Raw genomic sequence first — 14,741 nt, 5'->3', positions numbered from 1 at the left:
GCTGTAACACCACGCAGTTAACCCGGATACTACTGCATCTTCAGTGCCAAGAAGAAATATCTCTATTTATCAGCAGCTTAAACAAAAAAGTCAGACGTTACGACGCCATTACCTCCCCTATCCTGGTGCAATTGCACCAATACAACGCACCGACGTGACCCGACTCCACCTGCCGCCTGCCGGCTTTTCTCACCCGCCCCAATCCGTTACAATCGCGGCATAAAAATTAACGCTGCTGTGCGCAGTCATTACAAGGACCACCATGCTCAATAAGACACAACTCGCCACGATGCTGGCACTGCAGAATAAGATGAATGTTAAGGTTAATCCGGCGTGGCTTACCGCAGGGTACGGGTATTTAAGGGCCGCCATGGTGGAAAGTGTTGAGGCCATTGAGCATCACGGCTGGAAATGGTGGAAAGCGCAGCAGAAAGATTTAGCCCAGTTGCAAATGGAGCTGGTCGATATCTGGCACTTCGCCTTGTCAGCCTGCATCATTGAGTATCAGGGTGACACTGACAAAGCAGCCGCATCCATCGCTAGTGAGCTGGCAAACGACAGCGCTGACGTGGTTTTTGACGGAAAAACCTATACGCCTGCGTCACAGACCCTGCTTGATAATCTTGAACTGATGGCCGGCCTGTGTGCGGCCAAGCGCTTCAGTGTCCCCCTGTTCATGCACATTGTCGGGCAGTGTGAAATGGACAGTAATGAGCTTTATCGCCAGTATGTCGGCAAAAACGTGCTGAATTTCTTCCGCCAGGATCATGGCTACAAAGAAGGGACATACCGCAAGGAATGGGCTGGCCGTGAAGATAATGAACATCTGGTTGAGGTGCTGGACAGCCTTGACATCAGCGCTGACAACTACAGTGACCTGGTCTACCAGGGGCTCGCAGAACGTTACTCTGCATAAACAAAAAACGCTGCTCACGCAGCGTTTTTTTTTACTTGTCTCAGGCGTCCACCCAGACCAGCTTGTCTTTGTAATCAGCCTGAATAATGTCGTTGAAGCGTTCTTCCAGCACATGCCGCTTGACCTTCAGCGTTGGCGTTAACAGGTCGTTCTCAATACTCCATTCGTGCGTCATCACCAGCATCCGATCCATAACCTGGTGACTCTCAAGACCTGCATTGATGTCGTCAAACGTTTTCATCAGGCTCGCTTCAACCTTCTTCTTGTCCTGCTTTTTGGCCTCTTCACTGAGCACCATTAAGGCAACAGGCTGAGGGAGGTTATTCCCCGTCACACAAATCTGTTCAACGATAGGATTCTCCATGAATTTCGCTTCAATAGGGGCTGGCGCCACATATTTGCCCTTGGCAGTTTTAAAGATGTCCTTAAGACGCCCGGTGATGCGCACATAGCCCTCATCATCCATCACGCCTTTATCGCCGGTACGCAAATAGCCGTCCTCGGTAAACACTTCCTGTGTTTTTTCGGGGTCCAGGTAATACTCTCGCATATTACAAGGGGCTTTAACCTGAATTTCACCTTCGTCAGATATGCGAATATCCACTCCATCATACGCCTTACCGATGCTGCCGATTTTGTCACGACGAAACGGCACGCTGGACGTTCCATACGCACTGTTTTCGGTCATCCCCCAGCCTTCTGAGATATTGATACCGATACGCGTAAACCATTCAATCACAGCAGGCGCCAGCGGGGCTGAGCCACTGGCCCATAACCGGGCTTTGTCCAGCCCGAGACCCTGGCGGATTTTTGTCGCAACCAGTGAGCCGATAATCGGAATACGTAACAGGAAGTCCAGCTTCTTCTGCGGCATTTTTGCCAGTACGCCCAACTGGAACTTGGTCCACAGACGTGGTACCGAAATAAACAATGTCGGCCGACAGGTGAGAACGTCACGCTGGAACGTGCTCAGGGATTCGGTGAAATAAATCTTACCGCCGCCAAAGAAACTCGCAAATTCAACCAGCACACGCTCGGTAATGTGTGCCAGCGGCAGATAACTGAGTACACGGTCGTCCTTACCAATGTTCAGCTTCTTCAGCGAACGCTGTGCTGCCCAGCACATGGAATAATACGTATGCACCACACCTTTAGGCTGCCCCGTGCTGCCCGACGTATAGATGATGGTCATCATGCTGTCCATATCCGGCTCAGGATTGCCCTGCAGCGGCTCTGCGTTAATGAAGTCATTCCACTGTTGCGTAGCCGGGATGCCGGGATAAGGAAAAGCTACCGTATGGTATTTATCCGGCACGGCAGCGGCCTGCTCTTCGAGGTTGTCGAGTTTACCCAGAAACAAGACTTTAACGTCAGCATGCTGCAGCACGTACTGAATAGTGTCAGCACCTGCTGTTGCAAAAATGGGGACAGAGACATGACCCGCCATCATGATGCCGAGGTCGGTAATAAACCATTCTGCACAGTTTTTCGAGAAAATGCCGATTCTGCTACCCGGCTCCAGATTCATCGCGGTCAGTTGTCCCGCGACTTTACGCACGAGCTTTGCAACGTCTCCCCAGGTGTAAGTCTGATATTCGCCATCGACCGGCTGTGTCAGGTAGACGTCATTTGGGCGGGTCTGCTCGCGATGATAAAGCATAGCCAGGGGTGATTTGATTGTCTCGCTTCCGTTTTCGTTGGTCATATCTCGCGGCATGGTCATCTCGTTTATTAAAATACTGTAGTTCAAATTTACAAAACGTTCACAGTCTTATAATAACCTGATAAAGCTTGTCAATACGACGAGCACGGGTTTCAGACACGATAGCGTGAATATGCCTGTAAAACGCTTACTTCACGGCAATTCAAATTTTTTATAGATGTAGGTAAGTATGCGTAATTCGAGAGAAATCGAGCAGAAAAGCATCAGCCCGGGGTTCAGTCGTCGGGCTGACGCTAAATGAGAATGGCCTACCAGCGCATCCCTAGCAGAGGCGGAACAGCATCAGCCGCCACCGGACGAGAATAATAGTAGCCCTGATGCAACACACAGCCGTTATTGGCCAGATATTCTGCCTGTTCTCGGGTTTCGACACCTTCGGCGACACTTTCCATTTTGAGGCTGGCGGCAAGGTTAATGGTAGTGACCACCAGCGCATCATTGGCATTGCCCGGCGACACCTCGTTAACAAAGCTCTTGTCAATTTTAAGTACCGACAACGGATAGCGCTTGAGGTAGCTTAGTGATGAGTAGCCGGTACCAAAATCATCCAGCGCCAGGATAAAGCCTGCCTCGGCAAAGCGGGTTATCTGGCGGAAGGCATTGTCGGTGTCATCCATCAGCACCCCTTCGGTGATTTCGAAGCGCAGCGCACTGGCCGGCAGCCCGTGAGCGTCGAGTAATGCCAGCGTACCGTCAATATCAAAATCTGTTTTAAAGTGGAGTGCCGACAGATTTACCGACAGGTAGCCGCGATAACCTTGCGCATACCAGTCTGCCAGGTTTTCAACGGCCCGTTTCATGGCATCACGGGTCACATCAATAATGTATTTCAGTTGCTCAAGGATAGGAATAAACGTGTCAGGATAGACTGGCTGCCCATCGAGCTCTGCGCGCAGCAGCAGCTCAAGCCCTTCAACTTTGCCGGTTGTGACATTCACAATGGGCTGATAATGGTTATAGAATCCGTCTTCGGTAAAGATACGTTTGACCTGATTTTCCATTGCCAGGCGGTGGCGTGCACGTTCGTTCATATCCTGTGTGAAGAACGTGAAACTGTTGAGCATATCTTTTTTCGCTGCATACATCGCGACATCGGCGTGCTTGAGCAGCTCGGAGGGTTCATTACCGTCGTCCGGATAAAATGCCAGCCCGACGCTGCACGACACACGCAATGTTTCACTGCCAAGCGCTATCGGCGTCTCTATCACATTGATAAGCTCAGAAACGAAATAGCCCATGGACTCAGCGTCATCCACTTCTTCCAGAACGATAACGAACTCATCACCGCCCAGTCGTGCCACCGTGCCGTCTTCAGGTACCAGGTTCTTCATTCTGCTGGCCACCACGCGTAACAGCTTGTCGCCAAAGTCGTGGCCTAAGGAGTCATTGATCCCTTTAAAGCGGTCGAGGTCAACAAACAGCACCGCCACCTTGTGGTTGTGACTGTTTGCACCAGCAATCGCATGCTCAAGCCGGTCTATCAGCAGGCTTCGGTTAACCAGGCCGGTCAGGCTGTCATAGTTGGCGATTTTAATCAGTTTTCGCTCAGCGCTTTTTTGTTCTGAGATGTCAGAAATGACCAGCAGATAATGCGCAACATTATCGTCTTCGTCACCGATTGCCGTAATATCAATCAGCACGTCGTACTGTCGTCCGTCATTGCCTTCGACAACCCCCTCATCTTTCCAGAACTCGCCAGGACGCATTTTGGTCAGACGGCCGGACAGCAGGTTTACCAGCTTGGGATAATGCGCATAAAGCCGGCGTATCTGACGTCCGAGATTTTCTTTGTTACTCAGCCCGAAAATGTTTTCGAAGGCCGGGTTTGCCGCGACCGGCTTTTTATTACTGTCGAAAATAATGACCCAGTCACGGGTGTGGCGAAACGCATCATAGAACAGGGCTACCTGCTCTTTCGCCGCTTTCAGGCGCTGGATGTAGCGCTGACGGGATATCAGGTACGCCGCCACAAGCAGTAACGCCACCAGCGCGTAAACTGAATATGCCAGCGGTGAACGCCACGGCGCATAAGGCACCGATATTTTTAATTTGGCCGGCAGCACGGCAAACGGGAAACTGTTGCCGGTTGCAGCAACATTAAACTCGTAATCGCCGGGCTGCAGTGTCCCGAAGGTGATGCGCGAATTGCTGGTTACGCCCTGCGTCAGTACATCACCATTTCGTAACAGTTTATAGTGGTAGGTAGCAAAGCGATCTGCCCCCATCACCAGCGGAGTAAAGTAAATAGTGACGCCATAGTCATCGTGACGAAAATCCAGCGTCTGTCCATTCAGGTTTCGGCGTTGCGGCGACAGGTTGCGGCTGTCGAGCGTGACATCGGTGATCGCCATTTGTCGGGTAAACCGCCCACTCACATCAGACAATCGTTTCAGCGTTTCAGGTTCAAAAATCACCAGCCCCTGCGTTGAGCCATAGGCCATTCGGCCGTCCGTCAGGGTTGTTGCTGCGCCTTCGTTGAACTCGGACACCGACAAATCCTGCCCATAAGTAAAATGGCGTATTTTGCCCGTAGTGGGAGAATAGCTGTGCAGGCCGGCGTGAGAACTGAACCAAAGATCGCCATCTGAGTCTGCCTGCAGGCCATACACAATATTACTCAGCAGCAGGTTTTTGTCGTGCAGATGATACTTTGCCTCAAACGTATCAGCGTCAAGGCCAAGGATCCCCTGCCCCGGAAACGCCAGCCAGAGTGTGCCTGACTTATCCACCAGCCAGCTGGAGATACCTACCGAGCCTTTGCGTTGTGCTTCAGTGAATCGATAAACCAGTTCATGCTCAAAGGTGTCCGTGTCAATCAGCCATAATCCACCGAGCATAGAAAGAAACATGCGGTTGTTGTAATACGGTGACACGCCCAGAAACGAATGGGAAAATATTGGCTTAAACACCGTTTCAGGCAGTGGCATAACCTCAACATCCGCTTTTTTCGGATCATAGCGATAGAATTTGTCACTGATAAAATACAGCCTGCCGTTCTGATCTATGGCACTGCCCGCGCTCCAGGCTTCAAAAATAGGTGCATCGTAGCGGTTGTTCAGGGGTGGAATAGACAGTTGCCCGCTACGGGTATTAAACACCCGCAATCCGCCCCAGGTTTGCAGGTAGAGATTGCCATCCGGTGTCGGGTAAATTTGCGCAATGCCAGACTCGCTCTCTGGCAGCACCGTATTATCCGACTTCAGAAAAGCCGCTGTCTGATGAGTGTGAATATCATGACGGTTAATACCGTTTTCGGTACCAATCCATAGCGTATCCTCATTGGTCTGACGAATACTGAACACGCTGGAGTGACTGAGTGACGCGGTATCCGCCAGGCGGGTGTTTTGCAGGGTTTCGATTTCTGCGCTCTTGGTACCAAAGTAAAGTGCACCGCCATATTCTGTCCCCAGCCACAGGTTTCCGAGGCTGTCGGGCTCAATGGAACCAATTTTCTTATTCGAGAGTTCCATGACCCCATTGTGCGGTTCGATAATGTGCTCGGCTACCCAGCCGGCATTTTCCTGCCGAAGTTCGAACAACCCTTTATTGGTGCCTACCCAAAACGCACTGGCACCTTTCTGTTTCATTTCCCAGACGTTTTCTTTTGCCAGTATGCGGGTAAACGCTGGCGCGGTGTTGTCTCTGAGCGATTGCACCAGAGACTCCCGTGAGGCCATATACAGCCCTTTAACGGTGCCAACCCACACCCTTCCCTGCGGGTCGTCGAGCAGAAACTTCACATTCACATTATCCACATCGGGCAGCACCCCGTTGAGGTAATCGACGCGAATCACGGATTTGTCAGTGCCAAGCTGGCGGGCAAACAGGCCGTTAGTTGTCGCGACCAGCAACATGTCGTCAATTTTCAGGGTAAAGCGGTTGGTCACTTTCTGATCGACCTGCTCGTCAGTTAGTGCAAACAACGGCTCAATCTGCAGCGTATCAGGATCAACCCTGACCACTTCCTGATCCAGCGACAGGTATATCTGGCCATCGTCGGCCAGCTGGAAATTACTGGCATACTGGATCCACTGGTCTTCATTGCGATACGGACGACTCACCACCCGTTCAGTCACCGTTGTGTCAAGGTTGTAGCGATAGATACCGTTAGTAAAAGTACTGATCCACAGATACTGGTTGTCCTGGATAAACAGCCTGAAAATACTGGCATTGACGAATATATTGTCCGGGCCCTTTACCTGTATTGCACGGTAACCATCCCATCGCGCCAGTCCGCCTTCGGTAGCGACCCAGACAAATCCCTCTTCATCTATCGCAATGTCATTGACGATATCCTGAGGCAGCCCGTTTTGGGTGGAGAGCGTTTGAAATATCGGATTAGCAAGGCGCGGGGCAGCCTCTGCGCAGGAGAGCCATGAAGCCAGTAGTAGAGAAATGAAAAGAACTAACCGAAGCATAGCGTTTTAAACCGATGTTGTTTTTATAATGGCGAAACGAATGACACTTAAAAAAATATATAACTACGCTCGGTTTCCTACCGTCACGCTTATCTGTAACTATAACGGAAACAAGTATTTTTTTGAAACATTGTGTGATTGTGAAAATTAGTGGACTTCGGACCAGATTTTTTTATTTTTTCTTTCGGCAACATAAAGTTGAATCAGGCTTAACACCAGAAGCGCAGACACAACCGCGTTCATAGACTGAATTCCTCCAGAGTATACATCGGCAAAGATATCTGTATCAGTGATGGCGCGTTCCAAATAGCGAATTATCTGCAACGTTCCCATAACACCATGTAGGTAAAGAACTATCTTCGAGGCCTTCGACAGTTCTACTCGTAATACCCGACAACTTTTTACTACTGCTCCAATCATTAAGAAATCAGTAACAGCAAAGCCAAAGTACCAAAGAAATAGAACAAGTTCCCAATCTTCACCCGACTCAATTTTCGGAATCAAAACCAATTCCCAGCCCAGATGTATTCCTTCGAGAACAAACAGCGCAACAATGAGAATTGCAATATCAGAAATCTTTCTACCAATCAGTGAGTAGAGAATAAGCACTAAGATATTAATGAGTGAGGTATATGGTGCAATATCAAATGCCCAGGCCATTACTTCTTCACCTGCTTGTTTGATTATAACGTTTTAAACCCGTGGATAACGTTTGTCAGAATTACTTTTGAGACGAAAGCTAAAAGAATGATACCAATCACGATATTAATAAACGGGATGCTGTTCGTGTAAAACCATTCCATTATCTGTGTATCGACCCAGGTTCTCTCAATAAGTCGAACAACCTGCAATCCGCCCATAAATGCGTAGAGTGAGAGTAATAAATAACTGACGCGATCAATGGCCAATCCTGCTTTGCGACAGAATAATACCGTCAGGCCAATATATAGAAAATCAGTGACAGCGAAAAACAAATACCAGGAATAATAAATGATGGTTGTGTACGCAGGCTCGTTATAATAGCTCGCCATTAAAAATTGCCCGCCCATGTGGAGGCCTTCGAGCATCAACAAACCGACAAGAACGAACGAGAAGGCTGTAATGCGTTTTACTGTCAGGCTGTATGCTATCAACGCTGCAACGTATAGCAGCGTTGATAGAGAGGCAGTTTCAATTATTTCTATCATTGATCATCTTTTGGCGGCTTTTTGGGTTCAACTCCGACACCGTTGCCCTCTAATCCTACTTCACAAAATAATGGAGCCAGGGCACACACTTCGTCGACAAAACTGGCCGACGCCGATGGCGCTTCTTTCGCAGCAACAGCTGCACCAGATACTAACGTTATACCACTGATAATAGCTACTTTGATACCTTTTTTCATCGTCGTTTCCTTTGGTTGATAGTGAAAACTGGTCTTAACGACCAACCCCTAGACTATCGGCAGAAAACGCAATGAGTAAACGTTCAGCTACGATTTATTCGGCGGACACCACCAGTCGCCCTGCCCTGACTTTGTTACGCAAAATACTCGGCTGCGGCGTCAGGCGGTACAAATCACCATTCAGTCCGGTGTAATGTTTTTTCACGCCACTGGCTTTCGCAATGTCGGCATGCGCCTGTAAGTGTACCGGCTCGCCGTGTACCGGAATGGCGATGGCCGGTTTGACCCATTCATACATTAGCCGCACTTCCTCGGCACAGGGATGTCCGCTGGCATGAATGGGTAAGGTACTCTGTTCACTGTGAATCACAGCAATCCCGCGTGCGCTCAGCATTCGGGTGACACGCGCCACCGCATCTTCATTACCAGGAATAATAATGGATGAAAAGATCACCGTATCTGACGCCTCAAGTGTCAGATGCGGATGTGTGTCAGCGGCCAGCCGGTGAAGCGCAGCGCGGTGCTCCCCCTGACTGCCGGTGACCACTGCCAGTACCTCATTGGCAGGCAGATACCCCGCATGCGCAGGATCAATCAGGGTCAGCGAGTCCGGCCAGATACCCTGCTGCCTGGCTATCCCCACCATATTCTGCAGAGAGCGGCCGTACAGTGCCATATAGCGGCCGGTTTTTTCAGCGACACGCGCCAGACTGATCAGACGGGCAATATTACTGCCAAAACAGGTTACGACAACCCGACCGCTTTTATTGCGTATCGTGCTCAACAATCCGTCATAACAGTTGCGTTCTGACACCGAAAAACCGGGTTTGGTCGCATTCGTTGAATCGCCGACCAGCGCAAGGATATTGTCTTTTCCTAGCTCGCGATAACGTGTCGCATTAAAGGGGTCTCCGGTCACAGGACTGGCATCCATTTTCCAGTCGGCCGTATGCAGTACCTTACCCAATGGGGTTTCTACTATCAGTGCCTGGGGTTCGGGTAAGGAATGGGTAATCGCCAGCCATTTAACGGCAAATGGCCCAATCTGATGCTGTGCGCCCGGCTCTACCTCGATAATTGGCACTTTATTCAGCAGACCGTGCTGCGCCAGTTTGCGTCGCAGTACTTCGGCAGTAAACCGTGTGGTAAATACCGGACACTGCAATCGCGGCCACAGATAAGGCACCGCACCGACGTGGTCTTCATGCGCATGCGTAATCACCAGCCCGCTCAGGCACTCCTTCTGTGATGCAATAAAGGTTGGGTCGGGTGCGACAACCCGGAAAGTCTGCCCCACAGGCGACGTCGGCTCACGCCGGTATGGCGGGATAAGGGGTTCTTCAAATGACACACCGCAGTCTACCATCAGCCAGTGCCCGTCATGACCATACAGGTTCATGTTCATACCAATCTCGCCGGTTCCGCCAAGCGGCAGAAACCAGAAATCTTGTGCAGCAGGAACAAGTGAAGTAATACTGCTCTCCTTCTATCACCTGAAACAATGCGGGGCCCGAGCCCCGCATTGTTTTGTTAGTCTGTCACGATAGTCATCTCGTCTATCAGGTTTTGCGCACCATCAAGATACTTCATGACCCACAACATGTAGCGGGTATCGACGTGGATCGTTCGCGTTGTGCGGGGATCAAAATCCCAGTCGGAATTCACACTCTCGAACGTACCGTCAAACAACAGTCCGACCAGCTCCGCTTTGTCATTCAGGGTGGCTGACCCTGAATTACCGCCGGTGGAGTCAAGATCCGTCAGGAAGTTCACCGGCACACTGCCGATTGCATCCAGCTTATACGGACCGTACTGTTTATCTTTAATCAGATTAAGCTGTTTAGCCGGCGCATTGAACGGATCGTCACCGGTATCTTTTTCTAGAATACCTTCCAGACGGGTAAACGGCTCATAAATTAGTCCGTCTTTGGGTGAGCCACCCAGCACCGTGCCATATGTCACCCTTAGCGTACTGTTTGCGTCAGGATAAGCAAGGCTGCCTGTCGCGGCCTGCCAGTCAATGATCGCGCCCATGTACTCAGGCTGAAGACGGGCTTCTTCGCCCTCCAGCATTTTCTGCTGTTTTTCAATTTCAGCGTCGGTGTCATACAACGCCAGAGCCAGCTTAATGAACGGATCATCACTGGACCGGAAGTCCGCAACATCTTTGTTCAGCCAGTCCAGACGAACCTCAGCATTATTCAGACGGGTATTCGCGTAAAACGAATCAAGGATATCTGATACTGCCTTCGCATCCGTGTCGGCAGTCAGCCCCAGCGCATTATCAAACGCCGCCAGCGCATTATCCGGAGACTGGCGATACAGCGTAATAAACGTTTGCCACACTGCTTTATCAACGGTGGCGTCAAAACGTCTGTCGAGACGCTGCATACGCTCTTTCAAACGGTCTGCATCACGCTCCTGGAAGCCTGGCTCGCGTTCTGCGTCGGGCTTCTGACGTTCCAGCGCATAGCGGTAAAGGGTTTGCGCTGCAGACAACAGCTGGGCGCGACGCAGATTATTGTACCAGAAGCTCTGGCGACTCAGTTGCGCCGACTCACGCTCTACATTTTCCAGCGCAGCAATAGCGTCAATCGCCTGTGTTTTGCCGTTTTGCTTCAGCCAGGCTTTCAGGCCGTCCTCACGAGCCTTTCTGCGAGGCAGTAAACCAACCCGTTTAGCGCCTTCCAGCTGACCTTTTGTGTTCTTCAGGAAGTTATTCAGTCCGGCAAGCTGTGCTTCGTAAATAATTCTCGCATCGCTGCCCGGCTCAGAGGCAGATTCAATGGCATCAATCCAGGTCGTCATCAAATCAACGTAGGTCGGATACAGCCAGTTAAAGTAATAATCTACTTTCTCATAAAGCGCATAACGGTTGGTGCTCCCCGGGTAACCGGCAGCCATGACAAAGTCGCCCTCTCCCAGACCCGCTGCCGAGACTTTCAGCATGTGCGCAGGTGTATAAGGCACATTGTCTTCACTGAAGTCTGCCGGTTTACCGTCAGGCCCGACATAGGCACGATAAAACGAGAAATCGCCGGTGTGACGCGGCCACATCCAGTTATCGATGTCGCCACCATACTTACCCACCGCATCGGCAGGCGCATAAGCAATACGGACATCGCGAATTTCCAGTTGTTTAATCAGCTTATATTCCAGCCCGTTGTAAAATGACGGCACGGAACAGCGGTAGTTTTCATCACTCTCACAGTCAGCAATCAGCGCTTTCACATTGCGCTCAATCGCATCATAGCGGGCTTTACCGGTCAGCTCTGGCGCCAGTGCGCCGGTCACTTTGTCGGTGACATCACTAAACTCAACCGTTACCCACATTCTGGTGCCGGGCGCGGCGGGCAGCTCTTCATCCATAGTGCGTGCCAGGAAACCGTCACGCAAATAGTTGTGTTCAGGTGACGAGTTATACTGCACTGAGCCCCTCGCACAGTGATGATTGGTTACCGCCAGTCCTTTGTCTGACACAAACGACGCCGAGCAGCCGCCAAGCGACACAATGGCGCCCATCGGAAAATCAGTCAGATCACTCAGCGACTCGGCAGGAATAGCCAGACCGGTTGCTTTCAGATCTTTTGCAATCAGGGGAAGCTGTTCGGGCGTAAACATCCCTTCTTTAGCCACGGCACCGGTTGTTACCGCCACACACGGCAGCAGCACACCAGCAAGCATTTTTTTAAACATGGTTTATCCTTGTCATTAATAAAGGCTGTATCAATGCAAAACTGCGACGAGGCGTTTGCAGTAATACGATGATATTACACAACAATTCGAATACGTTACCAGCAAACCCAAACCGTTTTGTATCAAGGTATGTACAAGTCAGACTGACGGGAGGTGAAAACGCGATATGCTGCACGCTTTATCAGATACAGAATGCCGGGTAGTCGGGGTATTAATGGAAAAGTCCCTGACCACCCCCGAACAATATCCACTGTCACTGCATGCGCTGACGAATGGCTGCAACCAGAAAAGCAACCGGTTTCCGTTGATGTCGCTTAGCGAAGACGATGTCAGACAATGTGTGGAAGACTTACTAAAAAAACACCTTGTGACAATGACGACCGGCTTTGGGAGCCGGGTCGACAAAGTTGCCCATCGTTTTTGCAACACGGAATTCGGCGATATTACCCTGTCTGAGCATCAGTATGCTGTGATTACCGAATTGTTGCTGCGAGGACCACAAACGCCGGGGGAGCTGCGGGGACGATGTCAGCGCCTGGCCAGCTTTGACGACCTTGGCGATGTCGAGTCCACATTGCACAGTCTGCTCGCCTATCAGCCTGATCCGCTGATTGCAGCCATGCCCAGGGAGCCCGGCAAACGTGAAGTCCGCTACCGGCATTGCTTCAGCGAAGAAACAATAAAGGCAGTGACCGCAACTACGGCCGCTGCCTTTGATAATCACGCCGATTTACATTCACAGGTACAACAACTGAACCGTGAGCTCGCGGCATTGAAAGAACGCGTTACCGCGCTTGAAAACGCTCGCAGCAGCGAATGATTCAGTTGCCCATCAGATGGTGGGCAAACTCGTCGGGCTCAAGCACTTCGCCATCCTCTCCCGGCACGGGACAGACAATCACCAGCAACTCGTCCTGACGCATGCCTGGCGTCCATTTTTTCAGCCAGTCATCCAGACTCACTGCGAGTGGTTCGCAATGTGCCCACTCATCGGTGGCCCAGAGTGCGGCAATATCGGCAGACGGCCACACCGGTACACCATCGTCATCATCGGCGTTGAGCATGACACAGCCATGCTCATCATTGAGGATCCACACCGTTTTACCGGTGCGAATTGCCTTTACCGTTTCGTCAAAGCGCGTCATTGGCGATGCGCTCAGCCATTCTTCCCGTTGTAATGCCATAATTAATTCCCGTTTTCCGACAGTACTGGCAACTGCTCAACTTCGGCCAGCTCACGATCGAGCAATTCGTCATCACCTACGATGATCAGCGACATGCTGTCCAGATTGAGATACTGCGACGCCATGGCTGATATTCTCGCTTCCGTTAAGCCGTTCACCTCAGAAATATAGTCCGTCAGCCGACGTCTGGGCAGACGGTTCACATCCAGGTTCACCAGTTGTCCAATCAGTCCGCTACGCGATGAATTGCGCAGCACAAAAATGCCTGACGCATATTTCTTAACCCCATCCAGTTCGGTTTTGGGTGGCGGCGTCGTCTGCAACCCTCTAATCTCTTTGATAATTTCGTTAAGTGCTTCGCCAGTGCTCGGCGCATCGATGTCCGCCGACTCATACCATACCGACGCATCACGGTAGCTGCTTACGGCGCTGCGTGGCGAGTAGGTATAGCCCTTGTCTTCCCGGATATTCTGCGTAATCCGGCTTGAGAACATCCCGCCCAGCAAGGTATTGGTCACCTCAAGGGCAATCGCATCCTTATGACTGAGCGGGACAACACGCTGTCCCAGACGCAGCGTGGTCTGAACGGCATTATCACGGGAAATACGCACCAGACCGGCAGACGGCGTTGCCGGCTCGCCCGACACGCCCGGGTTTGCCTTACCTGCCGGCATGGCCGCGAATGCAGCTTTGATCGCAGAGGTCAGCGCCGCTTCATCAAAATTACCCGCGACATAAAGATGCGCGTTAGCAGCAACCAGGTGCTGCGCGGCGAACGCCTTCAGATCGTCAGTGGTAATGCCGGTTAATTGCGCTTCTGTGGGAAATACCGTGCCATAGGGATGATTCGGATACATGGCTGCGTAAAACGCCTCAAGTGCCTGTCCCTGTGCCCGTGACTGACTGACCTGCACTTCGCGCCAGCGATTTGCTACCGCACGGTTGAGCGAGTCTTCAGGGAATACCGAATGCATCACAACATCCGCAATCAGGGAAACCGCATCGCCGCTGAATTCGGTCAGGACATCCATCCCCACCTGACTGCTGTTCATACCGACGGACGTTTGTAACTGCCCGCCCATTGACGAAGCCAGGGTCGCCAGCGCAGCTGCATCCCGGGTCGCCGTGCCTTGCTTAAGCAGCTCAAACGTCAGGTCGGAAATGCCTGTGGCGTCCCCGTCGTCCTGGTTGCCACTGTCAAACTGCAGCACCATGGTCACTTTAGGCGTATCACCGTAAGGAATGAGCGTCACGCTTAGCCCATTATCGAGCGTAAAATCTGACGTCGCCGGCAATGTGAAATTTTTCGGTGCTGCCGGCGGCGGTGGTGTTGACGGAAAGTCAGCAGCAACACTGTTCAATGATGAAGCGCTAAGCCATAACAGCCCGGTCAATGGCAATAGTCTGAATGCTTTCATGC

General features: G+C 51.2%; 11 protein-coding genes. 2 read left to right on the top strand and 9 right to left on the bottom strand.

The genetic code is table 11. From position 1 onward, the window contains the following. Nucleotides 1–262 precede the first annotated feature (262 nt). Complete coding sequence (locus AB1N33_RS00385; protein WP_411269543.1) at nt 263–916, top strand: dUTP diphosphatase; 654 nt, start codon at nt 263–265, stop codon at nt 914–916. Nucleotides 917–956: 40 nt separating this feature from the next. On the opposite strand, the gene AB1N33_RS00380 is transcribed toward AB1N33_RS00385, so the two are convergent. From AB1N33_RS00380 to AB1N33_RS00350, 7 genes are all read right to left on the bottom strand, one after another. Then, on the bottom strand, nt 957–2,633 hold the full coding sequence (locus tag AB1N33_RS00380; protein WP_411269542.1) for an AMP-binding protein: 1,677 nt from the start codon (nt 2,631–2,633) through the stop codon (nt 957–959). A 254-nt stretch (nt 2,634–2,887) separates the two neighbouring features. After that, the gene (locus tag AB1N33_RS00375; protein WP_411269541.1) at nt 2,888–7,057 is read right to left on the bottom strand and encodes an EAL domain-containing protein; all 4,170 of its coding nucleotides are present in this window, start codon (nt 7,055–7,057) and stop codon (nt 2,888–2,890) included. A 147-nt stretch (nt 7,058–7,204) separates the two neighbouring features. Beyond that, entirely contained in the window at nt 7,205–7,717 is a 513-nt protein-coding gene (locus AB1N33_RS00370; RefSeq protein ID WP_411269540.1) for a hypothetical protein, read from the bottom strand. Between the two features lie 23 nt (nt 7,718–7,740). Beyond that, nucleotides 7,741–8,244, bottom strand: coding sequence for a hypothetical protein (locus AB1N33_RS00365; RefSeq protein ID WP_411269539.1), 504 nt, complete (start codon nt 8,242–8,244; stop codon nt 7,741–7,743). Continuing rightward, nucleotides 8,241–8,441 carry a hypothetical protein gene (locus AB1N33_RS00360; protein WP_411269538.1) on the bottom strand — a complete coding sequence of 67 codons (201 nt, stop codon included), beginning with the start codon at nt 8,439–8,441 and terminating at the stop codon, nt 8,241–8,243. Before AB1N33_RS00360 ends, AB1N33_RS00365 begins: the two co-directional genes overlap by 4 nt. Nucleotides 8,442–8,535: 94 nt before the next feature. Then, entirely contained in the window at nt 8,536–9,846 is a 1,311-nt protein-coding gene (locus tag AB1N33_RS00355) for a ribonuclease J (protein ID WP_411269537.1), read from the bottom strand. 125 nt (nt 9,847–9,971) lie between these two features. After that, the gene (locus AB1N33_RS00350; RefSeq protein ID WP_411269969.1) at nt 9,972–12,125 is read right to left on the bottom strand and encodes a S46 family peptidase; all 2,154 of its coding nucleotides are present in this window, start codon (nt 12,123–12,125) and stop codon (nt 9,972–9,974) included. Between the two features lie 178 nt (nt 12,126–12,303). Between AB1N33_RS00350 and AB1N33_RS00345 the strand changes: the two genes are divergently transcribed. Next, nucleotides 12,304–12,957: a YceH family protein gene (locus AB1N33_RS00345; protein ID WP_411269536.1), complete on the top strand. Its 654-nt coding sequence runs from the start codon at nt 12,304–12,306 to the stop codon at nt 12,955–12,957. A 1-nt stretch (nt 12,958) separates the two neighbouring features. On the opposite strand, the gene AB1N33_RS00340 is transcribed toward AB1N33_RS00345, so the two are convergent. Further along, on the bottom strand, nt 12,959–13,321 hold the full coding sequence (locus AB1N33_RS00340; protein WP_411269535.1) for a DUF2750 domain-containing protein: 363 nt from the start codon (nt 13,319–13,321) through the stop codon (nt 12,959–12,961). A 2-nt stretch (nt 13,322–13,323) separates the two neighbouring features. Continuing rightward, nucleotides 13,324–14,739: a M16 family metallopeptidase gene (locus AB1N33_RS00335; RefSeq protein ID WP_411269534.1), complete on the bottom strand. Its 1,416-nt coding sequence runs from the start codon at nt 14,737–14,739 to the stop codon at nt 13,324–13,326. Between the last annotated feature and the right edge of the window lie 2 nt (nt 14,740–14,741).

Origin of the sequence: Alteromonas nitratireducens (genome assembly GCF_040812025.1) — a bacterium.
Lineage (GTDB): Bacteria > Pseudomonadota > Gammaproteobacteria > Enterobacterales > Alteromonadaceae > Alteromonas > Alteromonas nitratireducens.
This window is presented reverse-complemented; position numbering and strand designations above follow the sequence as displayed.